Annotated in this window: 21 protein-coding genes; 4 read left to right on the forward strand and 17 right to left on the reverse strand. The window is 45.7% G+C overall.

Features of this window, described 5'->3' with window-relative positions; all coding sequences use genetic code 11:
- Positions 1 to 2: 2 nt before the first annotated feature.
- The 10 genes from ACMYR3_RS01625 to ACMYR3_RS01670 form a co-directional block, all read right to left on the reverse strand.
- Positions 3 to 965 (reverse strand): WxcM-like domain-containing protein, encoded by a 963-nt coding sequence (locus tag ACMYR3_RS01625; protein ID WP_424193881.1) that lies wholly within the window; start codon positions 963 to 965, stop codon positions 3 to 5.
- On the reverse strand, positions 962 to 1,891 hold the full coding sequence (locus ACMYR3_RS01630) for a glycosyltransferase family 2 protein (protein WP_424193883.1): 930 nt from the start codon (positions 1,889 to 1,891) through the stop codon (positions 962 to 964). The genes ACMYR3_RS01625 and ACMYR3_RS01630 overlap by 4 nt, the downstream gene beginning before the upstream one ends.
- Positions 1,892 to 1,902: 11 nt before the next feature.
- Positions 1,903 to 2,994 (reverse strand): DegT/DnrJ/EryC1/StrS family aminotransferase, encoded by a 1,092-nt coding sequence (locus ACMYR3_RS01635; RefSeq protein WP_424193885.1) that lies wholly within the window; start codon positions 2,992 to 2,994, stop codon positions 1,903 to 1,905.
- Between the two features lie 45 nt (positions 2,995 to 3,039).
- A complete protein-coding gene (locus tag ACMYR3_RS01640) occupies positions 3,040 to 4,074 on the reverse strand; it encodes an acyltransferase family protein (RefSeq protein ID WP_424193887.1) in 1,035 nt (344 codons plus the stop codon).
- A 6-nt stretch (positions 4,075 to 4,080) separates the two neighbouring features.
- Positions 4,081 to 5,382 (reverse strand): hypothetical protein, encoded by a 1,302-nt coding sequence (locus ACMYR3_RS01645; RefSeq protein ID WP_424193889.1) that lies wholly within the window; start codon positions 5,380 to 5,382, stop codon positions 4,081 to 4,083.
- 164 nt (positions 5,383 to 5,546) lie between these two features.
- Positions 5,547 to 8,639: a glycosyltransferase gene (locus ACMYR3_RS01650; protein WP_424193891.1), complete on the reverse strand. Its 3,093-nt coding sequence runs from the start codon at positions 8,637 to 8,639 to the stop codon at positions 5,547 to 5,549.
- Entirely contained in the window at positions 8,632 to 10,014 is a 1,383-nt protein-coding gene (locus ACMYR3_RS01655; protein WP_424193893.1) for an ABC transporter ATP-binding protein, read from the reverse strand. Before ACMYR3_RS01655 ends, ACMYR3_RS01650 begins: the two co-directional genes overlap by 8 nt.
- Complete coding sequence (locus tag ACMYR3_RS01660) at positions 10,004 to 10,825, reverse strand: ABC transporter permease (protein WP_424193895.1); 822 nt, start codon at positions 10,823 to 10,825, stop codon at positions 10,004 to 10,006. The genes ACMYR3_RS01655 and ACMYR3_RS01660 overlap by 11 nt, the downstream gene beginning before the upstream one ends.
- A 157-nt stretch (positions 10,826 to 10,982) precedes the next feature.
- Positions 10,983 to 11,954: an NAD-dependent epimerase/dehydratase family protein gene (locus tag ACMYR3_RS01665; protein ID WP_424196307.1), complete on the reverse strand. Its 972-nt coding sequence runs from the start codon at positions 11,952 to 11,954 to the stop codon at positions 10,983 to 10,985.
- Positions 11,955 to 12,067: 113 nt separating this feature from the next.
- Entirely contained in the window at positions 12,068 to 12,679 is a 612-nt protein-coding gene (locus ACMYR3_RS01670; RefSeq protein ID WP_424193897.1) for a D-sedoheptulose-7-phosphate isomerase, read from the reverse strand.
- Positions 12,680 to 12,822: 143 nt separating this feature from the next.
- Here ACMYR3_RS01670 and ACMYR3_RS01675 point away from each other — a divergent pair, with 143 nt between their 5' ends.
- From ACMYR3_RS01675 to waaA, 4 genes are all read left to right on the forward strand, one after another.
- Complete coding sequence (locus tag ACMYR3_RS01675) at positions 12,823 to 14,226, forward strand: phosphomannomutase/phosphoglucomutase (protein WP_424193898.1); 1,404 nt, start codon at positions 12,823 to 12,825, stop codon at positions 14,224 to 14,226.
- Between the two features lie 190 nt (positions 14,227 to 14,416).
- Entirely contained in the window at positions 14,417 to 15,409 is a 993-nt protein-coding gene (gene waaC, locus ACMYR3_RS01680) for a lipopolysaccharide heptosyltransferase I (RefSeq protein WP_424193900.1), read from the forward strand.
- Entirely contained in the window at positions 15,402 to 16,286 is an 885-nt protein-coding gene (locus tag ACMYR3_RS01685; RefSeq protein WP_424193902.1) for a Kdo hydroxylase family protein, read from the forward strand. The genes waaC and ACMYR3_RS01685 overlap by 8 nt, the downstream gene beginning before the upstream one ends.
- Positions 16,287 to 16,336: 50 nt before the next feature.
- The gene (gene waaA / locus ACMYR3_RS01690) at positions 16,337 to 17,596 is read left to right on the forward strand and encodes a lipid IV(A) 3-deoxy-D-manno-octulosonic acid transferase (protein WP_424193904.1); all 1,260 of its coding nucleotides are present in this window, start codon (positions 16,337 to 16,339) and stop codon (positions 17,594 to 17,596) included.
- A 203-nt stretch (positions 17,597 to 17,799) separates the two neighbouring features.
- On the opposite strand, the gene ACMYR3_RS01695 is transcribed toward waaA, so the two are convergent.
- From ACMYR3_RS01695 to ACMYR3_RS01725, 7 genes are all read right to left on the reverse strand, one after another.
- Positions 17,800 to 18,441 carry a hypothetical protein gene (locus ACMYR3_RS01695; RefSeq protein WP_424193906.1) on the reverse strand — a complete coding sequence of 214 codons (642 nt, stop codon included), beginning with the start codon at positions 18,439 to 18,441 and terminating at the stop codon, positions 17,800 to 17,802.
- Positions 18,441 to 18,893, reverse strand: a complete 453-nt coding sequence (gene dut / locus ACMYR3_RS01700; RefSeq protein WP_424193908.1) for a dUTP diphosphatase — start codon at positions 18,891 to 18,893, stop codon at positions 18,441 to 18,443. The genes ACMYR3_RS01695 and dut overlap by 1 nt, the downstream gene beginning before the upstream one ends.
- 83 nt (positions 18,894 to 18,976) lie before the next feature.
- Positions 18,977 to 19,489 carry a hypothetical protein gene (locus ACMYR3_RS01705; RefSeq protein ID WP_424193909.1) on the reverse strand — a complete coding sequence of 171 codons (513 nt, stop codon included), beginning with the start codon at positions 19,487 to 19,489 and terminating at the stop codon, positions 18,977 to 18,979.
- Positions 19,486 to 20,688 carry a bifunctional phosphopantothenoylcysteine decarboxylase/phosphopantothenate--cysteine ligase CoaBC gene (coaBC, locus tag ACMYR3_RS01710; protein ID WP_424193911.1) on the reverse strand — a complete coding sequence of 401 codons (1,203 nt, stop codon included), beginning with the start codon at positions 20,686 to 20,688 and terminating at the stop codon, positions 19,486 to 19,488. The genes ACMYR3_RS01705 and coaBC overlap by 4 nt, the downstream gene beginning before the upstream one ends.
- Before the next feature lie 307 nt (positions 20,689 to 20,995).
- A complete protein-coding gene (lspA, locus tag ACMYR3_RS01715; protein ID WP_424193913.1) occupies positions 20,996 to 21,490 on the reverse strand; it encodes a signal peptidase II in 495 nt (164 codons plus the stop codon).
- Positions 21,490 to 24,324 (reverse strand): isoleucine--tRNA ligase, encoded by a 2,835-nt coding sequence (ileS, locus tag ACMYR3_RS01720; protein WP_424193915.1) that lies wholly within the window; start codon positions 24,322 to 24,324, stop codon positions 21,490 to 21,492. The genes lspA and ileS overlap by 1 nt, the downstream gene beginning before the upstream one ends.
- A complete protein-coding gene (locus tag ACMYR3_RS01725; protein WP_424193917.1) occupies positions 24,321 to 25,268 on the reverse strand; it encodes a bifunctional riboflavin kinase/FAD synthetase in 948 nt (315 codons plus the stop codon). Before ACMYR3_RS01725 ends, ileS begins: the two co-directional genes overlap by 4 nt.
- Positions 25,269 to 25,333: the final 65 nt, after the last annotated feature.

Genomic DNA, 25,333 nt, shown 5'->3' on the forward strand with positions numbered 1-25,333 from the left:
ATTCAAACGTGGATTTTTTCTCGCACTGTTGTCACAAACTCGGAATAGTCGCGAATATAGTCAGATGCATCGTAGTAATGAGAGGCAAAAACTAAAAGCACGGCATCTGATGAGTAGCGGTATTGAATTCCCCAAGTTAATGGTGGGAGATAGAGCCCAACGTTGCTTTTGTCAAGTTTAATTTCCTCGCGTTTTCGACCGTCATCTGCAACTACACATACACTCCCTTTGACGGCAATTAAGAATTGGTGACAGCTTCTATGTGCATGTTCACCGCGTGTTTCAGCAGTTGGAACGTCATAAACTAGAAAATACCGGAATGGTGTGAAAGGTATATTGCGTTCAAACTCTCCTGCGCAGAGATTGCCCCTCATATCTGGGACTACACGCAAAGTATGCAGTGTCACGCCTCGAACAGATGTTTGATGAGTGCCTGGAATTATGGAAGGAGAATTTTCGTATGAGCTGCTGGAATGGTCTGGGGCATCAACATAGCCTATTATCTTTGCAGGGTTTCCTACTACTATTGCATTAGGTGGCACAGATCGAGTCACAACGGCACCAGCGCCAACCATTGCTCGCTCACCAATGGTAACGCCCGGGAGAATGGTGGCATTCGCACCAATAGATGCTCCTACTTTTATTGTTGTGCGTATAAACTTTTCGGGATGATGTTTGCTGCGAGGAAATCTGTCATTGGTGAATGTTGCGTTGGGTCCAATAAAAACATCATCTTCTATTTCAATACCATCCCATAGCTGCACACCACATTTAAGAGTTACTCTATTCCCGATCAAAACATCATTCTCTATAAATACATTATCGCAAACATTACAATCATGTCCTATTTGAGCATTCGGTAGAACATGGGCGAATGCCCAAATTCGAGTGCCTTTGCCAATATGACTAGTTTCACATAGTGCTTTAGGATGGATAAAGAATGCTGTTGTATCGTTAGTTATCATGCTGGAAATATCTCCACTTTTATTGGAATAGCGATCGGACGTGATTTTGTATTCTCATACGCACGCCATGCATATGAACCTACGATGCCTAGACCAAATAAATTAACAGCTCCAAGAAAAACAACAACATTAATTATCATTGCATAGCCGGGCACCTCAATCCTCCCAAACAAGCGGGCTAGTCCAACAAATATTCCCAATAATCCTGCAAACAGTGCTGTGCATCCTCCACCTCTAATTAACAATCTGATCGGTAAATCAGTGAATGCAAATAAACTATCCATCAAATAGTTTATTTTTTTACTTAATGTCCACGCCGAGCGGCCATGCTGCCGTTCTTGTCTGTTATATGTTACGCACTTGCGCCTGAAGCCTAGCCAGAATATTTGAGCAATTAATGAGCTATGACGCTCATCTAGAGTTAATAATGTATCTCTAAAATGCCGATTGCAGCCAAAGATATCAACACCACCTGGTGGTATTTCTGGCATTACATAACGGCGATATAGACCCCAAAAAATCTGAGCTAAAAACCTTGTTATGGGTGGGTCATTGCGCACTTCTCTCACGCCAACAACTACATCAGTTTCGCTTTTATGTAGTATTCCATACATTTCTAAAACCATTTCTGGAGGTTCTTGTAGATCTGCGGCCATTACTGCAAAGTAATCACCTCGGCCTATACCTAGGCCTGCTCGAATTGCAGCAAAAGAGCCAAAATTACGAGATAAGAGTACTAACTGCGATCTAAATATGCATCTTGGTAACTTTGTCCGTAACAACTCATAGCAATGATCGGGACTCCCATCAATCACAAAGACGGCTTCAAATGCACCATCAAGTTCGTAATTTAATTTGCTAATCACGTCTAGTAAGGCTGGAATCGATGCTTCATTTTTATAAACTGGTATCACTAAGGTTAGCATGTAGTACTTTCTTAATTGCTAAACCAAGCTTTGACAGCCGTTATGATAGTAGATACTTCATCCATTGATAGTCCTGGAAAGCATGGAAGGCTAACTAGTTGTGCGCAAGCTGCTTCGGTTATGGAAAGAGAATTACTGATTGTATTGTTAAAGTAGGCTGTCTGTAGATGATCAGGAATTGGGTAATGGATATCAGATGCGATACCGTGTTTTTTAAGAAAGAGTCGGAATTCGTCACGTTTTTCTAAGCGTATTACATACAAATGTGCAACGTAATCTTCGCCTATGAGGGGGAGCAAAATTTCGGGAAAAATGGAAAAAGCATCGTTGTATCGTATTGCGATCTGGCGTCTTTCATTATTCCAGCTGTTTAAATATGGTAATTTCTCACGCAATATGGCGGCTTGTATTTCATCAAGCCGACTATTAAACCCTCCTTTGCAAATAACTTGATACTTAGTGCCCCAACCGTATTGTCTTAGTTTCGTAAGCCGGCCTGCAAGCTTAACATCATTAGTTACAACCGCCCCGCCATCGCCTAACGCCCCCAAGTTTTTTGTTGGATAAAAACTAAAGCAAGCAATATCTCCAAAACTGCCAGCTATTTTGCCGTTCCGACGGGCACCATGTGCTTGTGCACAATCTTCTATTAAAGGAATATTAGAATCTAAAGCAATTTGTGCTAACTCCTCAATATTTGCGAGTTGCCCAAAGATGTGGGTGACAATTATTGCGCTGGGTTTATTGTTCAACGCGTATTTAAGTGCTTTGGGTGACATTGTCATGGTTTTGGGATCTATGTCTGCATATACGGGGGTTGCACCAACAGCATATATGGCAGTGCTACTATAAAATCCAGCATTCGCGACGGTTACTACTTTGTCGCCTGCTTGAATATTTAGACTACGTAAAGCTATCTCAAGTGCATCCGTTCCATTAGCAACACTAATGCAATGGGAAACCCCAATATAACGAGCAAATTCTGCCTCAAAATTGCTTACTTCCTCTCCTAGTACATACCAATGTCGATCTAATACCCGCTTGATTGGGTCGACAAAATTCACATTTGAATTTGCAATTGCTGCTGAGAAAAGTGGAATCATAATTTAAGAAAACTCCGATAACTTATTAAATGCTGGTGAGAGATATTATTGATCACTCTTGATGTATAAGTTTTTAATTCTAAGTACGCGCTTTTCAATTAAATGCCAAGAAAGCATTCCTAGCAACAATGATAACCCCATAGAAATCAAAGTCTGAGTGGTTGCGGATAAGTTGGGTAGTTCTTGTGCTATAAGCTGCTGAGAAGTCCAACCGTATAAATATACCCCGAAACTATAATCGCCGAAACGATTCATCCAAGAAAATTGTGAAGAGAAGCTTGTTGAGCAAAAGAAAGTTACTAATACTAGTATGTAGGTATAGACAAAGCGATCTGTACCTATCGTGATGCCTGCAAGTAATATGGCAATGAATAGATAATAAGGACTAGTTGAGATTGAATGTCGATTGATAAATAAAAAGGATCCAATAAAAAACATAAAGCAAACATGTAGATTTGTTGCCCCAGAAAAAAAAGATGGGACTAAATCATTATTCTGCCAAAATACAATTATGAGAATAAAGAACGTGACATTGAATGTAGCGCGCGATTTAAGTAAGCCCAAAAAGTATAGTAAAAGTACACAGATATATAGCCAAACTTCAATTAAAACAGACCAAATTGAGCCGTTAATGGCATGATTTAAATTATCCTCAAAAACTCCTGGTAAAAAGAATGCGCCTTTTGACGTTGTTGCAAGATTGATAAAATATGACCATACGTAATTATTTGTAATATAGTCACAGAGTGGTAATTTTGTTAAAACTGATCCCAGAATAAATGTGACTAATATTAGATGTGCCCATAGTGCTGGATATATTCTTGCTATTCTTGAGATCACATAATGACGCGGGCCACCATTTATGATGCTTGCAGTAACTAGAAATCCACTAATTAAGAAAAAAAGATCTACTGCTACTCCGCCACTAAAAGCGTATCCTGTAGTTCTAGATACCCAATCTGCTTTAGTATTTGGAATAATCGCAGAAGCATGCCCATAAATTACAGCCAGAGCTGCAAATAGTCGAATGAATGTTAGATTATTTTCTTTTCCAATATGTACATCAGACAAGAAGGCCATGTGAATCTATTTTCTAAGGTTTAGGTGAGTGCAATTTAAAGGAAACTCATTGATATTGTTGATAACTAAAACATTCTTCTTTGAATTGGCCGCGCCTATGTTTAGTCCTGTATATTCATCTGATGTTGGGGCACTAAGAATAAACCAGTTTGAATCTAGTCCCATAACTTTTGTAAGGTATTGACCACCATGCATATACCATGGAGAGAAGTTATCGGCACCGTATATACATGTGTTTTTTGTATAATTTATTAAAGCTTTATTTTGTTCGAGAATGGATAGTATTCGAATATTGGATTGATTTTTTATGTCATACCAGCTAGCAATACTCTTTCTTCCTTCAAAATCTGAAAACGAAAATGTGAATGAAGTTATTAAGAGAATTAGACTCGGGAGACAAGTTCTTAGAAATGGCGATGATATTGAGGGGGAAATGACTTCCATGGCTCCCATCACTACAGCAGAGATTAACATTGGTAACCAGACGATTTCGTAGTATGGGTTTATATGGTTGGGTAGCACAGAATATGGTGCAATAAGTGTTAGGCTGCCTAGCAAGAAGTATATTGTTTTAGAGAATTCCCATTTTTTTCTTATTAAGATGATGGCGAATATAACTGTCAAGCAAAAAATTGATAAAACAATCCAGCCATGAATTTTCATGGCTGGGTGAGAATTGCTAAGAAGATAGAATAAAACGGTTTTAATTATAGAAATTGGAGAGAGGTTAATATAGTACGTTGAAGTTTGATCTGTCACGCCAAGGAACTCTGAGGATGCGAAGAGTTTTGATGCCGTAATTAAAATTAAGCATACTAGTAAACCGCTACTAGCCCCTACTAATAAAGTCTTTCTTCTTAAAGGCCAGTGTAAGGCGGCATAAATTAAGGAAACTGCATAAACAAGTACAAAATCCTCTTTAGTGAGTGAAGATAGTATTAACAACATAATTGATATTACTAGCCATGTGTTCCCAGAATATCTATCTTGAAATAATGAAGCAGACTTAAAAAGACTAAGTACAGCAGCGATACCTAGGCAGCCAGAGAGGAGATGAGTAATCATTCCAGTATAGCGAGCATATTCGACAATTACTGGGGTTGAGAATGTTGTTATACCAAAAAGCATTAATGATAAATAAACGTTTTTTGGTTGAGCCAGTGAATATAGTAATGTCCAAACTAGAAATACAAACAGAATACTTAAAAGTCGGACTGTTGAAATTAACCAGATAGGTTCGAAGTTTCCAAGAAGATGAATAATGAACGTGGAGAGTGGTCTATTCCATGACCATTGGAAGTCAGCCATTGTTGATGCATAATTTGAATAGTCATCATGATGGACTGGTACTGAGTTAGGTGGGTACTTTGACACAGACAAATATGTTTCAAAGTAAAAGATTATTGCTAGTATTAATAATCCATAGATTACTAGCCGATATTGAGAAACATATGAGACGCGAGTCGTCATATTTATTTCTCTCTAGATTTATGCGGGACCCATTTACCCCATTTTTTTTCATAAATTCTCTTGTTATCTTCAAATAAGCGACGACGATCTTCATGTTTTAGTTTGTTAAATGATGCTGAAAGATGATGGTGAATAAATACATCTTCAGCGCATACAATTTTTAGACCTAAATTTTCTATTCTGCGACAATAGTCATCGTCTTCAAAAAATCCACGGCCAAAAGCTTCGTCTAATGGGCCTACTTGCATGAAGATATCTTTTTTCATCATTACGCAGAAAAATGCAGCTGTTCTTAGTTGGTAAGCTTGTCCACAATGATGTCTTGTATAAGACGCTGATTTTCTGAGCATATCTGTCATGTCGCTGTAATTAATGTCTATCTTGGCTTCATTGCCTATATTGTTCGTTACCGGACCTATGATGCCAATAGTTTCATCAAATTCTAAGTGATTGATCAAAGTTTGTACCCAACCTGGAGTTACATGAGTGTCGTTATTGAGGAGGACAATATATTTACCAGATGCTATATTTACTCCTTGATTGTTGGCTGCAGCAAATCCTTTATTGTCATTATTTAGTATCAGTTTGTGATAGACCTCTTCCGTAGCCCATGTATTCAGAAACTCTTGTGAACCGTCGGTCGATGCATTATCAACAACAATAATTTCAAGATTGTTATATTGACTATATTTTCTAATACTGCTCAGACACTGGCGTGTGAGTTCAAGATTGTTATATGTCACTACGATGATGCTAACCCTATCTTGATATATTGAAGACTTCAAATGTTGAGTAAATTCTTTAGCACGATGTCCCCATGTTTGCTCTTGGGCAAAACTTCTGCGACGACTTATTAAAGATTCCGATTCAGAAGAATCAAGAACATTGCCAATGATGTTCACAAAGTTTTCTGAATTTTCTGCTACATATACCAACTCTTCAAATTGTTTCATTTCGGGTAAGTTAACACTAACAACTGGTTTACCTGCGCTTAAATATTCATAGGCTTTCACGGGATTTGTTGCTAGTGTTAGGGGGATTACCTTGAATGGCAGTATACAAATATCAAATCCATATAGATAGAACGGCAATCTGTCATATGGCATTTCGCCAGTAAACGTGATGTTAGGGAGCTTCTTCAATCTGAACTTTGCATTGACTGTATCTGCACCTATCAACAGTATGGAGCAGTCAGCATGATGATTCGCAATTTCTTCAATTAAGTCAACATCAAACCATTCAGCAATCGCTCCGTAATAACCAATAACTTTTCGTCCTAACGGATCTCGATAGGAAGCTGCGGGTCGGGTAGAAAAGTGAACATAGTCTCCTGCATTACGAATGAGTGCGTGTCGCTTGGCTTGTGTGGCTACAGCCTCATCTAACCATGTTGAGGTTGTTATAGTAAGTATGGCTTTTCGCAAGAGAGTTTTTTCGAGCTGTAGTAATGATTCCGCATTATTACCAAATCCCTCATGATGATCCATGCAGTCATATACTAACTGACTATTCGGGAGCGCCGAAGCAATGTCACACCAGAACGGATGTTGAACCAGTGAGATAACTTGTTGGCTATCAGCCCAAATAAGCATTTCTCCGATACTTAACCGAAGTTGATCAAGTGTTTCTTGATTTGGAGCAGATGAGTATATGATGGGAGCGTGCTTAACATACAGATTGATTTGGAAAAGCATGTCTGAGGAGTCGATCGCTGCAACTTCAAAACCAGGGTTGCTCCGGTCTATGAAGTTAGGAGAGATGTAGAAAACTCTATGACCATTATTGGCAAAAGCAATGGAGAGTTGTTGAGGACGTTGATGACGGAAATACCAGTCAATAACACCCCATACAATGAAATCGGGTGAGTTTGTGGATTTTGGCAGTGGTTTGTTTGTAGCTGTTAAAAGGGGAGGAGTATGGACAAGAGTTTGCAGACTCTTGTTAATACTATGGTGCTTTATTTTGTGGCGGAATCTGCTCAGTGTTTTTTTAACTGAGGTTGGAAGTGGGAGGTTGTGATAGCTTTGTAATAGAGTTTGCTTCAATTGTTGATTTTTGGGATCGTTATTGTTGTTATATGCTTGAGGTTTAATTAGTAACGACTTCATCAATCGTAAGGGTTTTGTTAGCTGCCATGATAAGCTACATTGCATTAAATGTACTGAAGCAATTGCTGTCTTTGTTTCAGCAATTGCTGATTCTTTCTCTAGCATAGCGGCATTAAGATTGGCAATTGCGGTATCTCGCTCAAGAGCTAAATGATTCCTTTCGATAATTGCAGTTTCGCTTTCTAGCATAGCAGCATTAAGATTGGCGATTGCGGTATTTCGCTCAAGAGCTAAATGATTTCTTTCGGCAATTGCGGTATCTCGCTCGATCATTGTTATGTGATGCGTACCTAAGTCTACTACCGGTGCGTGTTCAATTTTTATACAATTCAGTTTCAGTTCCAGACTATTGATCCATTGAGGATCGGCAAACATTAATATTATTTGTTCGCCGCTCCATCGAGTCTCGGGGAGATTTTTGCAATTAACAACTTGTGCCCAGATTAGGATAAATCCATTCGATATCGTAAAGGGTATATTTTCTGGAAAGAATGAAGAAAAATGTTCCTCAATTCTGTTAAGTTCTTTATAAGGTAATGCCAATATTATGGCCTTCTTTGCATGTCCACTTATTTTATTAAGAACCTCGTATGGGTTGTGGAAGTGTTCCAGTGTATTAGATGAAAATACAATGTCGAAAATCTCAAATTGTTCAGGCCGTATTTCCAGCCAATTTTCTTTTAAGAAGCGTAATTGAGGATAACGCTGTGTGGCCTGATCAATTGCGATTGAAGAGAAGTCTACGCCAGTTACTTGTTGAGATGAAATGTGATCTAACCATATATTCGTGCCATCACCCTGTGCACACCCCCAATCTGCAAGTGTTAAGGCTTGCGTCTTGAGTTCGTGCATAAACCAAGTGGGTAGACTCTCTACTGCTATGCGAGCAAAAAAACGGGATTGTTCTGGACCTTCAAATGTTTCCCAGTCTTCAACAAAGCGGGTATTCCAGTAAGTATCAGTATTTACTTTTTTAAGATCAGTCATTTTTGATGCGAATCGTTTGTTCAATTATGGGATGGTATATTCCGAAAACACGCGTATTAGATATCGATGAGAAATACTGAGCACCTTCAATATATTCATAGTAATGGATATCGCGATACTGACGATTTTCAACAGCCGCGACTAGAAGATACATTCCTGTAACTAGTAAATTTTTAAATTTAAAAGAGATTTCGAAATGTTGAGTGTTAGGTAAAGAGTTGTTTCTAGAGTCATAAGTAGCAGAAACTAATAAATCGGTTCCTTTCATATCCTTGATGGAAAATGCAATGCTTAGATGCTCTCTAGAAATATCATTGGGGATATTCACTTCAATTAAAACCTCACAAGGACTATCTAATAGCAAAATATCATTTTTATTTGTATTAAGATCTTTAATTGTAGCGTTTAGTATGATTCCTTTACTTGACCCCCAATGAGTGACTGGTCTGGCGTTTAACCCGTTTGTGGAGATTCCTGGTGTCATCTGATCATCCAAAATCTGCCCTTCGAGATTGTTTTCACATTTACCTATTTGATGAGAAAGCAAATGTTCAGGGTTTTGTTTAGATGGATCAAGTAGGTTGCAGTTAAAAGTGTTGGGATCTAATGGATCATCTTTGAATATATGTTCCATATATCGCCCCGTCACAGGAAATACATCTCCCTGGTCAAGAACTGCTCCAGAATCGAGCCAAATGGCTCTATCACAAAGTGTTCTAACAGAGGATATATCGTGACTTACAAATAAAATGGAAGTTCCCTGAAGCTTGATATCTTTAATGCGCTTCATGCATTTCGCTTGAAAGCGTGCGTCTCCAACCGCTAACGCCTCATCTACAATCAAAATTGTAGGATCAATGTGGATTGCAACTGAGAAGGCAAGTCGGACTAACATACCACTAGAGTATGTTTTTACGGGTTGATCGACAAATTCACCCAATTCAGAGAAGTCCACAATATGATCGATCTTATTTATGATCTCACTGTGTGAAAAGCCTAAAATGGCAGCATTTAATAGAATATTTTCTCGTCCAGTAAATTCATTGTTGAATCCAGCTCCTAGTTCTAATAGTGCAGCAATTCGTCCTTGTGTGGTTATAGATCCAAAGGTAGGAGAAAGTGTGCCGCAGATAATTTGTAGAAGCGTCGATTTGCCGCTGCCGTTTCGACCAATTATGCCTACGGTTTCTCCACGCTTTATTAAAAGAGATATGTTTTTTAATGCCCAAAAATCTTTGTAATATTTTTTGGGTGAGAGTCCTCCTAAGCGTTGTAATCGAGGATAAATTGATTGTTTTAGTCGATCATATGGACGTTCATAAATTTGGAAGCACTTTGAAATATCTTTAATGTGAATGGCAATATCACAGGACATCAGCAAATCCTTTTCGAGTCTTTTGGAACCAAGCAAATCCCAAAGACGCAAACAATATTCCAAGAAGTAGATTCATTAACCAAACACTCAAATTTGGAACTTCACCAAAAATTAATACTTTTCTACTGGCCTCAATTAGAAAGGCCAACGGATTTAATCCCAATAAATATTGATATTTTTCTGGTAAAGCAGTTAAGGGGAAAAAGACTGCCGAAACAAATAACATAATTGTAGTCAGCATATTGGTTATTTGTCCTATATCACGTAGGTATACGCCTAGAGCAGAAAGAAACCAAGCTAACCCCATTGTGCCAAGTATTAGGGGTAAGACCACAAAAGGAAATAGAATAATAGTATTTGGAATTCGTTGATTAAATATTAATTGTGCGGTTAGCAAAACGGCAAGGCTGATTGTTGCATGGAAAAAAGCATTGGCTAAGGTGATCCAAGGCAAAATTTCTAACGGAAAAACTACCTTCTTTACATAATTCACGTTAGTTGTAATGAGTGATGGAGCTAGATTGATACATTCGGCAAATAGTCCATGCACGATTAGTCCAACAAACAAAATGATGGCAAAATCAGTTCTGCTTTCATTTTGTAGGTGTCCCCATCGTGACTGGAAGACTATGGAAAAAACAAATGTATAGATTATTAGCATCAATACTGGGTTGAAAAATGACCAAGCCAAGCCTACCAGTGAACCTCTATAGCGACCAATTATTTCCCGTTTACTCATTTGTAGAATGAGATGTCGGTTTTTACGGAGGCTTATTATTATTTCTAATGGATTCGAAGAATAATTACGCATTACATAAAATTTAAAGAATGAAAAAACATATTTTTACTCAAAATAACTGATGCCCTGATAGGCGATTGTAGTCAGACTGGAATCTGAGCTTGTTTTATTTTTAATTGTAGTCTTTATTCTGAATATTGAAAGGTGTGTGTCGAAAACGATTGCTCAACTAATATTTTGGTATGTAAGAGTTAATAATAATTTGTTTAAGATGAATGTCTGAGTTGGGTAATCTTGTGGTCATTTTTTGTAATTTATAAGGTACTATCTCCAACGACCCCACCAACCGCTCCACCGCATACTGTTTCCCTGTCACCCTGCCAATCAATCTCAGTAAGCCAACTGGAAAGTGAAATAGTGGCACTCGTTTCTGTCCCAAACTTTGTGAAATTTGGGTAATCAATTCTGGGACGGATAGGGCGGGTTCATCGGCAACCAAAAATAATTCTTTGGACGCATTGGGATGAGTGGCGCAGGTATATAAGCACTCAACCAAGTTACCCACATAAATCAGACTTCTTTTATTCTTCACTGAAGCCAAGGGCAGTGGTATGCCGGTCTTGACCAGTTTGACTAATTGCATGAAGTTGGCACCCACGCCTGGGCCATATACCAGTGGCGGACGAATGATGGTCCAGTCCAAACCTGTTTCGGCGCTGACTGTTTTGAGTGCCATTTCGCCTGCTAGTTTGGATTTGGCATAGTCGTCTTGTGGGTTGGGTGGGTCTACTTCGGTAAAGGGTTTATCAAAGGTGGCTTCACCGTTGACTTTAATGGTACTAACGAAAATCAAACGTTTTACTTGGGCTTTTGCAGCGGCTTTTGCCAATTCACGTGTGGCGATTTCATTGACGGCATACCAACGTGGGTCATTGGGGATAGCGCCGGGTAGTTGGTGGGCATGTGCAGCCAAATGAAACACATAATCTACATCCTGAAGTCCGCTTTGCCAATCAACAGTCTGAGTTAGGTTGCCGCATTGCCATTGTTCACATTCGATTGGTAAAGGATTCTCGCTGCTGGTAGAACGCACTGCGGCCCGAATTTGCCAACCTTTTTCAAGCAGTAAATGGCATAAGGCTTGTCCAACGAAGCCAGTTGCTCCGGTGATAAAGGCGAGGGGGGACTTATCTGTTGCCATGGTGTCCACTGCAGTCATGCCTTGATGAGTTGACCTGATTGACAGGTGTATTGGAGACGCTGTGTTCGATATAAAGGCATGAATAGCAGTTTGCGTAAAAGTACATTCACGCCTTACAAACTGGGTCGATGGCTTTGTCCAAATAACGCCTCTTCAACTACCGCGCAGATAATGTGGCCGATCAATCCATGAGACTCTTGAATACGGGGGGTGTCGGTGGAGGGTACCTTGATGCAAATATCGCATAATTCATTCATCTGACCACCCTTGACCCCTGTCAATCCAATGGTGGTAATACCCATGGATTTGCAGGTTTGTAAGGCAAGAAGAATATTTTGGGAATTACCCGAGGTGGAAAAGCCAAAAAACACATCACCAGCACGTCCATTGGCCTCGACTTGGCGTGCAAACAAATGCTCGTAGCCGTAGTCATTGCCAATGGCGGTCATGACGGAGGTATCTGTGGTGAGTGCAATCGATGCCAATCCGGGGCGGTCAAAATAAAAGCGGGCGACAAATTCACCGGCCAGGTGTTGCGCATCGGCGGCGCTGCCACCATTGCCGGCAAACAGGGTTTTGTTGTTGCGTTGATACGCTTCAATACAGACCTGGCAGGCGTCATATACTTGTTGCATCAAACCTTTATCCTCAAGCAAGGCCTGCTTGACGCGGATTGACTCAGCCACATGGCTGCTGATCATCTGATTGATTTGCTCGGTTAACATGAAAAATTCGCTGTGTTTTCAAGGCTGAATGCCCTTATTATCGCAGATTAGATGAGGTAAAGCGCCAATTTGTCAGGTTCTGGGTTTGTGTTTCCAGATTTGGCCGTTTTTCTGACCAGATTTTTATTTTTACAGGACTGTCTATGTCTTCCACTTCTGCTGTTGCATTATCCCGTTCCATTTTTAAAGCCTATGACATTCGTGGCGTGATTGGTAAAACATTGGATGCTTCTGTGGCATTTTCCATCGGTCGTGCTTTTGGCACGCATGCCTTGGCGCAAGGTGAAAAAGCCGTGGTGATTGGCCGTGATGGCCGTTTATCAGGCCCAGAATTGACCGCGGCACTGGCCAAAGGTCTGCAAGCTGCTAGTGTTGATGTGATTGATCTGGGTGTGGTGGCAACACCCATGGTTTACTTTGGCACCAATATTGAGTTGGGTGGCAAGCGCGCCAATTCCGGCATCATGGTGACGGGCAGTCACAATCCGCCTGATTACAACGGTTTCAAAATGGTCTTGGCGGGTCAGGCTATTTACGGCGATGCCATTTTGGCATTGTATGACACCATTGCAGGTGAAAAATTTGCCACTGGTGCTGGTGAATACAGCACTTACGATATTCGTGCCCAATACATAGAGCGCATTGTCTCTGACGTGAAGATTGCACGTCCCATCAAAATCGCTGTGGATTGCGGCAATGGCGTAGCTGGTGCTTTTGCCCCAGAGCTGTACCGCAAAATGGGTTGTGAAGTGATTGAGCTGTTTTGCGAAGTAGATGGCAATTTCCCTAACCACCACCCTGATCCTGCGCACCCAGAAAACCTCGAAGACCTGATCAAATGTCTCCAAGAAACCGATGCTGAACTGGGCCTGGCATTTGACGGTGATGGCGATCGCCTTGGCGTGGTGACCAAAGATGGCCAGATCATTTATCCCGACCGTCAGCTGATGCTGTTTGCAGCCGATGTCTTGTCGCGCAATGCTGGCGGCCAGATTATTTATGACGTCAAATGTACTCGCAACCTGGCTCCCTGGGTCAAGCAACATGGTGGTTCACCCCTGATGTGGAAAACCGGTCATTCACTGGTGAAGGCCAAACTCAAGGAAACGGGTGCGCCGCTGGCTGGCGAGATGAGCGGCCATGTCTTCTTTAAAGATCGTTGGTATGGTTTTGATGATGGCTTGTACGCAGGTGCACGTTTACTCGAAGTGGTCACCAAGTCGGCCGACCCGAGTGCCGTGCTGAATGCTTTGCCTAACTCTACCTCCACACCGGAACTGCAACTGAAGTTGGCCGAGGGAGAAAACTTTACCCTGATTGCCGAGTTGCAAAAAACCGCCAAGTTTACCCATGCCAATGAAGTCATCACCATTGATGGTTTGCGTGTGGAATATGCCGATGGCTTTGGTCTGGCGCGCTCTTCCAACACCACGCCTGTGGTGGTGATGCGTTTTGAGGCTGATTCACAGGCGGCACTGGAGCGTATTCAGGCTGATTTCAAGCGTGTGATTCTGACAGCCAAGCCCGATGCTGCCATGCCGTTCTAGGTAACTTACTTCGTGGCTTGCTGCGTGTAAGCAGCATCTAGGTATGAAAGGGATGTGTCGCAAGACCATCCCTTTTTGATTGTTTGCGCTGCTAATGCGGCTTTGTCGGCACAATTGAACTAATCTGCTGTGCGGGTCGGCTTTTCGCTAGAATGTCGGCTCTTACCTGCGGGTAGCTGCGGAAATCCAGTTGAAAATTCTCTTGATCAAAGTGTCTTCATTAGGCGATGTGATTCACAACATGCCAGTGGTGGCCGATATTATTCAGCATTTTCCAGAAGCCCAGATTGACTGGGTGGTGGAAGAAAGTTATGCCGATTTGGTCGCCAGTTGCCAGGGCGTGCGCCGTGTGATCCCTTTTGCATTGCGACGCTGGCGCAAGACCTTGTTGAGACGCGCTACGCAAATGGAAATGCGTGCCTTTTATCAGCAACTAAAAGCTGATCAATACGACTTTGTGTTGGAAACCCAGGGCCTGTTTAAAACCGGTTTGCTGATGCATTGGGCCAGGATGTTGCCAGGTGGTGTCAAATGGGGCCTGGGTAACGCCACAGAAGATTCAGGTTATGAACCCATTTCACGTATCTTTCATGATCAAAGTTTAAAAGTGGATGTCAAAACCCATGCGGTGACTCGTTCGCGCCTGATTGCTGCTGCGGCATTAGGGTATTCAATCGAGCGGCCACCCCAGTTTCATTTTGGACAAATTACTGCAAGGCCAGCGTGGTTAAGTGATGTGCCCTATGTGGTGTTTTTTCATGCCACGGCGCGATTGGCCAAATGCTGGCCCGAGGCCGATTGGATTGCACTGGGGCAATGGTTGGCCAAACAAGGTAATACGGTGGTGTTGCCGTGGGGTTCAGTCGCTGAAAAAATGGTGGCCGAGCGTTTGGCCGCCGCAATTTCATCCTCACAAGTCGCACCACGTATGCTGCTGGATGAGGCCATGAATTTGATTGCTCATGCGCGTTTGATTGTGGGAGTGGATACCGGGCTGACTCATATTGCTGCCGCCTTGTATTGTCCAACCATTGAATTATATTGTGATTCGCCACGCTGGAAGACGGAGGGTTTCTGGTCTGAGCGTATCATTAATCTGGGTGATACCGGTCAACCACCAGCCTTACAGGCCGTACAGGCCGCAGCTCAAAACTGGTTAAGCAAGGAGCAACATCATGAATAAATTAAGTAATGATCCGATTGTTCATGTTGATTTACCGAATTGGGAGACAGTGCCCGATCGTGCTCAGGCGGCACAATGGGTCAACGCGCTCAAGCAGGGGATGGTACTGTTCTTCATGCTGCTTTCATTTGACCTGATACCCGGTGAACTTGAGTTGCTTGATCCAAGCCTGAGCGATCCAAAGCGCAAAAATATCAGCTACAACCCCGCCACTGGTCTGGTGAGTGGGACGGTGGCCAATGCCGATCAGCAACGTGCCATGCTCAAGCGTTATCATGAGCATACCTTGCTGTTGGTCGAAAATTTATTGCCTCATTACAAAGGCAAACTGCGCATTGCCAATACCAGTTTGCGCCTGGGTAATGTGGCTGAGCGCAAGATGTCATGGCGCAAGGATGATACCCGTTTACATGTGGATGCCTTTCCTTCCCGCCCCAATTATGGTGAACGGATTTTGCGTGTTTTCAACAACATCAATCCCCATGGCGTACCCAGAGTTTGGCGAGTGGGCGAACCTTTTACTGATATGGCCAAACGGTTTTTGCCCAATATTGATCGGCCGCTGCCAGGTTCGGCCTGGCTGATGCAGCAACTGCATCTGACTAAAAGTTTACGCAGTGAATATGACCATATCATGCTCAAGTTGCATGATGCGATGAAAGCTGATTTACATTATCAGGCGCATTCTCCACAAATACAGTTTGAATTTCCTCCCGGTAGCACCTGGATGTGCTTTTCTGATCAGGCCAGTCATGCGGCCATGGCGGGGCAGTTCATGCTGGAGCAGACTTTTCATATTGCCGTGGCCGATATGCAGCGGCCTGAGACGGCACCCTTGTCGATTTTGCAAAAATTGACCGGCCGAGAGTTGGTCTGAGTGAAGTTCAATTCTTCATTTTTTGTCAGTCATATTGTTGATCGCAGGCCATGATGCGGCAACTCTATAACCTGCTATGGTGTTTGATATTGCCGTTTGCCTTGCTGCGTTTGTGGTGGCGTGGCCAGCGCGAGCCCGGTTATCTGCAGCATATTGCCGAGCGTCTGGGCTATTTCAAAGTAACGCCGAGTCGACCGGTGATCTGGCTCCATGCGGTTTCGCTGGGCGAAACGCGAGCTGCTGAACCCTTGATTCGTGCCTTGCAGCAAGGTTATCCCAATCATCAAATTTTGCTCACGCATATGACCGCAACTGGCCGGGCTGCATCGGCAGAACTGTTTGGCGATACCGTGCTGCGCTGCTGGCTGCCTTATGATTTGCCCTGGTTCATGTTTCATTTTCTGCAGCACTTCAAGCCTGTGCTGGGTTTGATCATGGAAACCGAAGTCTGGCCCAATCTGATGCAAGCCGCGCAGCAGCAGGGGGTGTCGATGGTGCTGGTGAATGCACGCTTATCTGAAAAGTCGCTGAAACAATCCTTGCGCTTGCTTACCATTGCCCAGCCTGCTTATGCCAGCTTTACCACAGTGTTGGCGCAAACGCCTGGCGATGCAGATCGGCTACGCATCATCGGCGCACCATTGGCAACGATCACCAGCAATCTCAAGTTTGACATGGCCTTACCCGCTGACAAGTTGGCGCTGGGCCAGCAGTGGAAAACCGTATTGTCGAATCGTCGCATCTGGCTGTGTGCTTCAACACGTGAAGGCGAGGAAGCGCTGATCTTGCAGGCGTGGCGTCATGAGCCGCGTCCCGACGATATATTGCTGCTTATTGTGCCGCGCCATCCGCAGCGTTTTGACGAGGTGGCCCAATTGATTGACAGTGAAGGCTTGACGCTCACCCGTCGTTCAGATTGGGATGGGCAAGCAAGCATCGGTTCAACCGTCTTGCTGGGCGACTCACTGGGTGAGATGAGTGCTTATTACAGTCTGGCGGATGTGGCTTATGTTGGTGGCAGCCTATTGCCGCTGGGCGGGCAGAATTTGATCGAGGCTTGCGCAGCCGGTTGCCCGGTACTGCTGGGGCCGCACACTTTCAATTTTGCCCAGGCCAGTCAAGATGCCATTGCAGCGGGCGCGGCGCGGCGCGTGGTGGATGTTTGGGAGCTGATTCAGCAAGCCACGCAATTACTGGATGATACCGTCGCACGTCAAACCATGGCTGCGGCTGGCCGTGCCTTTGCCGAAGCCAATCGCGGTGCGCTGGTCAGAACCTTGAGCGAAATTGAAAAATTGCTGAGCGAGTAATGCCGAACAAGCTGGGCTTTTGAGGTTTGATGAAAGTTTGGGACTGAATGGCCGTGAGGTATTCCAAACCCAATAAGATGCCTATACTCCCTTGAAAATGATGCTTGAATTAAATAATCAAGCGCTCAGGTGCGTATTTATTGCTTCTCCAGGATGGCAATAAATACATTGGGGAAGTATGTGTTTTTTATGCCTTTTTCAGCTTAACAACGGTTTTGAGCGCGCTGCTGGCTGAACCGGCCACGTTGGTTGACCACCCAGTTTTTCATTGATGGTAATACTGCAACTTTTTCCCAGGTGTCGAGCCGATTAAGCTCACCTTGCAGATATTTGCAGACGGTATCATTACTGGGCATCATGATTTCCTTGACGGATTCGCCAGTACCTTCCGCATTGCTCGTATTGCCTTCTTTATTGCCCACCTTGCCACCGAGTGCGACCACGGCACGTTCACTTTGAGCGGCGATGGCGGCAGAGTCGTAGCCTTGTGTGTCGTGAATTTTCACTTCGCGGCTATTGGGTTTGTCATTGCATTCAGAATCTGAATAGACTGTTTTGCCATTCACCACACATTTGCGAATGCCACCACCGGCGCTGGCTGGGGCCACTGCAGTGGGTGGCACCACCGTCGTGGGGGCACTGCGCGATTTGACCACACCGGCAATCGCAGTGGATTCCAGCGATGCGGTCAGGGCACGCTTTTCCATTTGCAGTTTGGTACTGGCTTCGCGTGTCATCGACTCGACCTTGGCCAGTGATTGATCCATGCTCTGCGTAAACCAGAACCAGGCACCGCCAATACCGGCAACCATGCCAATCAGCAATATGACAATAATCTTGATCATCAGTGTTTCCCGGTACTGCCAAAGCCGCCGGCACCACGCTGGCTGGCATCAAATTCATCGACGATATTAAACCCGACTTGCATGACTGGCACAATCACCAATTGCGCCAAGCGCTCCATCGGATTGAGCGTGAAAGCGGTACTGCCACGATTCCAGGTGCTGACCATCAATTGGCCCTGATAATCCGAGTCGATCAGACCCACCAGATTGCCCAGCACAATGCCATGCTTATGGCCCATGCCCGAACGTGGCAAAATCAGCGCGGCATAGCCAGGGTCATTCAAATGAATCGCCATGCCAGTCGGAATCAAATGCGTGGTGCTTGGCGCGATGATGATGGGTGTATCAATGCAGGCGCGCAGATCCAGCCCGGCACTACCAGGTGTAGCATAAGCCGGTAATTGGTCTTTCAGGCGTTGATCCAGAATTTTAAGGTCGATAGTCAGTGACATAAGTTTTATGTAAATAGGTTGATATTGAAATTTCAAATAATGTTTGTCTGCTTTGTGTCGGTGTTATATGAATTAAGCTGATTTTACTCAGTCCGGGCCTGTGCCACGGCACATAACAAGCGCCATTTTTGTTGCGCAGTCTGAAAAAACCAGTAGGCCAGCGGCAAGAGCGCCAGGCCAATCAAGGTCATGATCAGGTGAGGCTGATTGCTGCTGAGTGAGGAAAACACCAGCATCAAGCCAATGACAACCATCAGCAAAGCCAAAAAACCAAAGCGGATGCACTCCAGTAATGCTGCACCACCGCCAATGGTCTTGTGCAACAAGGGCGTGGGCGCATCCACACCCAAGGGCAATTGACCAGTCAGTTTAGCCCAGCCTCGTTGCAAACCTGCCAAGCCTTTGGCAGGCGGCAAACCAGTGGCGATCACTTGTGCGGTGAGCTGGTTTTGCGCTTTTTCGGTGGCAGTTTGCTCGTCATGTTGATCAAGACTATTGGCCTGGGCGATGGCGACTTGTTGTGCGAGCTGTTTAGGCGCATGCAGGCTCTCCACCAGTTTGGCAAAATCACCATTTTTTGGTGTGAGGTCGTTCATGCGCGTTGCTGCTTGCTTAAGCGGCGGGCGATATCAGCCAACAGCTGCCGCGCCAGTGTCAGTTTGTCGGCACGCTGCAGGTTGATATGGCCATTGGCATCAAACAAAATCAGCTCATTGTCATCAGCACCAAAGGTGGCAGGTCCCACATTGCCGACCAACAAGGGAATGCCTTTGCGAATGCGTTTGGCTGCACCATGTTCCAGAAGATTGTCCGACTCGGCAGCAAAGCCCACGCAATATGGCGCATTGGAGAGCGCTGCAACCGAGGCCAAAATATCTGGATTTTGAACAAATTCCAAAGTGGGTACATCGTTGGCATGCGCTTTTTTGAGCTTGCTGGTACTGACCGTTTTCACTCGCCAATCGGCCACTGCGGCAACGGCAATAAAAATATGCTGATGGCTGATATGCGCATGAACGGCATCGTGCATTTGTTGGGCAGTTTGTACATCAATCCGCTCAATGCCATACGGTGTAGGTTCGGCAGTAGGACCGGCAATCAAGGTGACTTGCGCGCCTGCTTCGCGTGCAGCGCGGGCAATTGCAAAACCCATCTTGCCAGACGATCGATTGCTGATACCACGCACCGGATCAATCGGTTCAAAGGTGGGGCCAGCCGTCACCAACACGGTTTTTCCAGCGAGTACTTTGGGTTGGAAAAACGCGCAGATTTCTGCAAACAATTGTTCGGCTTCCAGCATGCGCCCGGCGCCGGTTTCACCGCAGGCCTGCACACCAGAGTCGGGGCCCAGAATTGTCACACCATCTGTTTTGAGCGTGGTGACATTGCGTTGAGTGGCGGCGTTTTCCCACATCTGCTTATTCATTGCCGGGGCAATCAGCAAGGGGCAATCACGGGCAATACATAAAGTGGAGAGCAGGTCATCACACAGACCATGTGCCAGCTTGGCGATGAAGTCGGTAGAGCACGGCGCAATCACAATCGCATCGGCACCGCGTGACAGATCAATATGCGGCATATTATTGGCCATGCGCGCGTCCCATTGGCTGGTATACACCGGCTGACCAGATAAAGCTTGCATGGTGACTGCGGTGATAAACTGCTCGGCAGCTTCTGTCATCACGACTTGTACCTGTGCGCCAGCCTTGGTCAGCAGGCGCAATAACTCGGCCGACTTGTAGCAGGCAATGCCACCGGTCAATCCCAGCACAATCTTCTTGTTGGCAAGATCCATGATGATCGATCCTAGTCAGTAATGATTGTTAACCGCCAAGACGCCAAGTGCGTCAAGGGAAACTTAAAATCAAAAACTATTACCACAAAGGCACCAAGGAGCGCAAAGGACACTAAGAAAAACCAGTTTGAGCAGCGTTGTTCTTCTATGAAAAGCCAGAGGACAGTGTGATCCGCAGTCCCGCACCAAACTGCGTGAATCACCAATGTTTTTCTTTGCGTTCTTTGTGTCTTAGTGGTTAATGCATTTTCAAGTTTCCCTTGGCGCACTTGGCGTCTTGGCGGTTCAAAAAATACTCAAAAACACTTTACTTTGTTTTACGCACTCTTTTCAACTCATCCAGCACCAGCAAGACAGCACCCACCGAAATGGCACAGTCGGCAATATTGAAAATATTGAAGACATGCCAATCATACTGGCGAATATACAGATCGAGAAAGTCGATCACATGACCATAGGCAACCCGATCAATCACATTGCCTAATGCACCACCCAGCACCAAGGCCAGTGCCAGACAAAAGAGCGTTTGACCGCGATGCTTTTGCAGCAAATAAACAATGTATAAAGCCGCCGCTACACCCAATGCGGTAAACAGCCAGCGCTGCCAGCCACCGGCTTGCGCCAGAAAACTGAACGCTGCCCCTTTGTTATAGACTAGTACCAGATTGAAAAATGGTGTGATGGCATGGCTCACGCCATAAGCCATGTTTTTCAAAACCGCCAACTTGCTACCCTGGTCGAGCAATACCACCAATGCGGCTAGGGCCAGCCAGCCAAACAGCCCTTTTTTACTGGCCGTCATCAGGCAAACCCCCGGACTTCACCACTGCCATGCAGGTTGCTGTCACAACGTCCACATAAATGTGGGTGATCGGCGTTATTGCCCACATCGGCACGGTAGTGCCAGCAACGTTCGCACTTGGCATGGCTGGATGGTGTGACGATAACGGCTTCATCAGCGGCACTGACCACTTCAGTGACCTTGGCCGCCGAGGTGATCAGAATGAAGCGCAGATCGTCTTGCAAGCCCTGCAGCAAGGCAAATTTGGCACCACTGGCCTTGATTTCAATCTCGGCCTGCAAGGAGGAGCCAATCGCTCCGGTGGTGCGCACCGCTTCCAGCTGTTTGGTGACTTCGGCACGAATTTCCCGCAGCGCATTCCATTTGCTTTGCAACTCGGCGCTCTCGGCAATACTTGGGAACTCGTAGTAAGTTTCAACAAAAATGGTTTTGCTGCCAGGCACCAGCAGTGGCCAGGCCTCTTCTGCAGTAAACGACAACCAGGGCGCCATCAGGCGCAGCAAAGCCTGGGTGATGTGATACAGCGCGTTTTGCGCAGAACGACGCGCGGGACTATTGACGGCTGAGGTATAGAGTCGATCCTTTAATACATCCAGATAAAAGCCACCCAAGTCTTCCGAGCAGAAGGTTTGAATACGGGCAACCACCGGATGAAATTCATATTTCTCATAGGCTGCCAAGGTGTCTTGTTGCAAGGTGGCCGTGAGCGCCAGCGCGTAACGGTCAATCTCCAGCCATTCGCTGACGGGTAAGGCATGTGCCTTGGGATCAAAGTCGGCGGTGTTGGCGAGCAAAAACTTGAGCGTATTACGAATCCGGCGATAGGTTTCCACCACACGCTTGAGAATTTCATCCGAGATCGACAGTTCGCCAGAATAATCGGTCGAGGCAACCCAGAGTCGAATGATCTCGGCCCCCATCTTGTCGGACACTTGCTGGGGGGCAATCACATTACCAACCGACTTGCTCATTTTGCGGCCTTGACCATCGACCGTAAAGCCGTGTGTGAGCAGGCCTTTGTAGGGTGCGTGCCCATTCATCATGCAGGAAGTCAGTAACGATGAATGGAACCAGCCACGATGCTGGTCAGAGCCTTCCAGATACAGGTCAGCCTGATGTGCCGGTGTATCCAGCTCGGGATGTGAGCCACGCATCACATGCCAGTGCGTCGTGCCTGAATCAAACCAGACATCGAGGGTGTCTTTGTTTTTGACATACTGATCGGCTTCATTGCCCAGCAATTCTTTGATGTTGAGGCGCTGCCAGGCTTCAATGCCTTCCTGTTCAACATGTTGCGCAATCAGTTCGAGCAGTTCAACACTGCGCGGATGCAAGGCACCGGTTTCCTTGTGAATGAAAAATGCCATTGGCACGCCCCATTGACGTTGCCGTGACAAGGTCCAGTCAGGACGGTTGGCGATCATATTGTGCAAGCGTTGCTTGCCCCAGCCCGGATAAAACTGGGTGGCTTCTACAGCGGCCAGTGCACTCTCACGCAAGGTGCTTGAACCATTGCTGGGCTTGACATCCATGCCCGCAAACCACTGATTGGTCGCGCGGTAAATGATGGGCGTTTTATGACGCCAGCAATGCATATAACTGTGTTCGTCTTTTTTGACCTTGAACAAACTGCCAGCAGCTTGCAAGGCTTCCACAATCTTGGGATTGGCATCCCAGATTTTCAGGCCGCCAAACAAGGGCAGGGTAGCAGCATACATGCCATCACCCTGCACCGGCGTGAGGATCTCACTATCCTTGATGCCATTGGCGCGGCAGGATTTAAAGTCTTCCTCACCATAGGCAGGGGCGCAATGCACTATGCCAGTACCGGTTTCCAGCGTGACGTATTCCGCCGGGAAAATCGGCGAGAGTCGATCGTAGCCTGGATCGGCCTGATAAAGCGGGTGATGAAAGGCAATTCCGCTCAATGCGGCACCCAGACAGGTGGCGGTAATGGTGCCAGTCAGTCCATAGCTTTCCAGGCAAGCACTGACGCGATCTTTAGCCAAAATCAGCCAACCCTTATCGGTGTCGACCAGCGCATATTCAATTTCAGGATGCGCATTCAAAGCCTGGTTGGCAGGAATGGTCCAGGGCGTGGTGGTCCAGATTACCAGATGGCCGGGTTGGCTTTGCAGGCGTGCGCTATCAACAGCAAAGGCCTGCGCCAGTTTGTCATGTTCGGCAAAAGCAAAGCCCACATCCACTGCCGGGTCGACTTTGTCCTTGTATTCCACCTCGGCTTCGGCCAGCGCAGAACCACAGTCAAAACACCAGTTGACGGGTTTCAGGCCGCGAAATACATAGCCGTTTTCAAGAATTTTGGCCAGCGCGCGCAGCTCGTCAGCCTCATTCTTATAGTTCATGGTTTTATAAGGATTGTCCCAATCACCCAGTACGCCCAGACGAATGAAATCCTGCTTCTGTTTGTCAATCTGTTCACTGGCATAGGCGCGCGCTTTTTGCTGCACTTCCTGCACGGGCAGGTGCTTGCCAAACAGTTTTTCAATCTGGATTTCAATCGGCATGCCGTGGCAATCCCAACCCGGCACATAGGGCGCGTCAAAGCCGGCCATGCCTCTGGATTTGACAATCATGTCCTTTAAAATTTTATTGACTGCATGGCCCAGATGAATGTCACCATTGGCATAGGGCGGGCCATCATGCAAGATGAACTTGGGACGACCTTTGCTGGCTTCACGAATGGCTTGATAGATCTTATTTTCCTGCCATTGTTTGACCCAGCCCGGCTCACGCTTGGGCAAGTCGCCGCGCATCGGAAAGGGGGAATCAGGCAAGTTGAGGGTGGATTTATAGTCGATCTTGTCGGTCATGATGGATTCGTTTCAAAGTATTGCAGTGCCTGGCTGGCATCATTGGCGATGGCAGCCCGCAGGGTGGCGAGGTCGTCATACTTTTCCTCGTCACGGAGTTTCTTTAAAAATTCAATTTTTACCAGCTTGCCGTAAACGGTCTGGTCAAAGTCAAATACATGGACTTCCAGCAGCACTCGGCCCGCTTCTTCCACAGTTGGACGCACGCCCAGGCTGGCTACTGCGCGCAACGGTTGCGCAGTCAGTCCATGTACTCGCACCACAAAAATGCCTTTCAAGGCAGGGCGATCAGGTTTGACGCGCAGATTCAGCGTTGGAAAATCGAGGGTGCGACCCAGCTTGCGGCCATGCAAAACATGTCCGCTGATGGTGTAGGGATGACCGAGCAGTTCCTTGGCCAGTTGCAGATTGCCATCAGCCAGTGCGGTGCGCACTTCGGAGCTGGAAATCCGCACATTGTCATGATGCACAGTCTGCATGCGTTCAACGGCAAAGCCCCATTGCTGTGCGGCTTGTTCCAATAAGGCAAAGTCTCCGGCGCGTTTGGCGCCAAAGCGAAAATCATCGCCCACCAGCAACCAGCGTACTTGCAAGCCCTTGACCAGAATATTTTCAATAAATGCTTCCGGGGAAAGACTGGCAAAAGCGGCATGAAAATGTTCCACCACCACAAAGTCCACACCTTGGCGACGCAGTGCGTCGAGTTTGTCGCGCAAATTGGCAATCCGGTTGGGAACGGGAATGGCGGGGTTGAATTTGGCAAAGTACTCACGCGGATGCGGCTCGAAAGTCATCACACACAAAGGCAGGCCGCGTTCGGTGGCCACGGCACGAGCACGGGTGAGCAAGGCCTGATGACCGCGATGAACGCCATCAAAATTGCCAATCACCAGTGCACAGGGAGTTTGGTTGTCAGGTCGGGGGAGCCCGCGGAATACTTTCACAATGGATGCCAGACTGCCGTTGAATCAAAAGTTTCTGATTATATTCGTTTGGCCGCTTCTCACAG

The organism is Ampullimonas aquatilis, from assembly GCF_049675895.1.
GTDB lineage: Bacteria > Pseudomonadota > Gammaproteobacteria > Burkholderiales > Burkholderiaceae_D > Ampullimonas > Ampullimonas aquatilis.

Excerpts from the sequence above, each read along its gene's own strand:
- ACMYR3_RS01655 (WP_424193893.1), bottom strand. The coding sequence starts at position 10,014 with ATGTCCTGTGATATTGCCATTCACATTAAAGATATTTCAAAGTGCTTC.
- ACMYR3_RS01640 (WP_424193887.1), bottom strand. The coding sequence starts at position 4,074 with ATGGCCTTCTTGTCTGATGTACATATTGGAAAAGAAAATAATCTAACA.
- ACMYR3_RS01675 (WP_424193898.1), top strand. The coding sequence starts at position 12,823 with ATGTCTTCCACTTCTGCTGTTGCATTATCCCGTTCCATTTTTAAAGCC.
- ACMYR3_RS01645 (WP_424193889.1), bottom strand. The coding sequence starts at position 5,382 with ATGGCTGACTTCCAATGGTCATGGAATAGACCACTCTCCACGTTCATT.
- waaA (WP_424193904.1), top strand. The coding sequence starts at position 16,337 with ATGATGCGGCAACTCTATAACCTGCTATGGTGTTTGATATTGCCGTTT.
- ACMYR3_RS01695 (WP_424193906.1), bottom strand. The coding sequence starts at position 18,441 with ATGATCAAGATTATTGTCATATTGCTGATTGGCATGGTTGCCGGTATT.
- ACMYR3_RS01625 (WP_424193881.1), bottom strand. The coding sequence starts at position 965 with ATGATAACTAACGATACAACAGCATTCTTTATCCATCCTAAAGCACTA.
- coaBC (WP_424193911.1), bottom strand. The coding sequence starts at position 20,688 with ATGGATCTTGCCAACAAGAAGATTGTGCTGGGATTGACCGGTGGCATT.
- ACMYR3_RS01665 (WP_424196307.1), bottom strand. The coding sequence starts at position 11,954 with ATGGCAACAGATAAGTCCCCCCTCGCCTTTATCACCGGAGCAACTGGC.
- ACMYR3_RS01670 (WP_424193897.1), bottom strand. The coding sequence starts at position 12,679 with ATGTTAACCGAGCAAATCAATCAGATGATCAGCAGCCATGTGGCTGAG.
- ACMYR3_RS01660 (WP_424193895.1), bottom strand. The coding sequence starts at position 10,825 with ATGCGTAATTATTCTTCGAATCCATTAGAAATAATAATAAGCCTCCGT.
- lspA (WP_424193913.1), bottom strand. The coding sequence starts at position 21,490 with ATGACGGCCAGTAAAAAAGGGCTGTTTGGCTGGCTGGCCCTAGCCGCA.
- dut (WP_424193908.1), bottom strand. The coding sequence starts at position 18,893 with ATGTCACTGACTATCGACCTTAAAATTCTGGATCAACGCCTGAAAGAC.
- ACMYR3_RS01630 (WP_424193883.1), bottom strand. The coding sequence starts at position 1,891 with ATGCTAACCTTAGTGATACCAGTTTATAAAAATGAAGCATCGATTCCA.
- ACMYR3_RS01635 (WP_424193885.1), bottom strand. The coding sequence starts at position 2,994 with ATGATTCCACTTTTCTCAGCAGCAATTGCAAATTCAAATGTGAATTTT.
- ACMYR3_RS01705 (WP_424193909.1), bottom strand. The coding sequence starts at position 19,489 with ATGAACGACCTCACACCAAAAAATGGTGATTTTGCCAAACTGGTGGAG.
- ACMYR3_RS01685 (WP_424193902.1), top strand. The coding sequence starts at position 15,402 with ATGAATAAATTAAGTAATGATCCGATTGTTCATGTTGATTTACCGAAT.
- ACMYR3_RS01650 (WP_424193891.1), bottom strand. The coding sequence starts at position 8,639 with ATGACTGATCTTAAAAAAGTAAATACTGATACTTACTGGAATACCCGC.
- ileS (WP_424193915.1), bottom strand. The coding sequence starts at position 24,324 with ATGACCGACAAGATCGACTATAAATCCACCCTCAACTTGCCTGATTCC.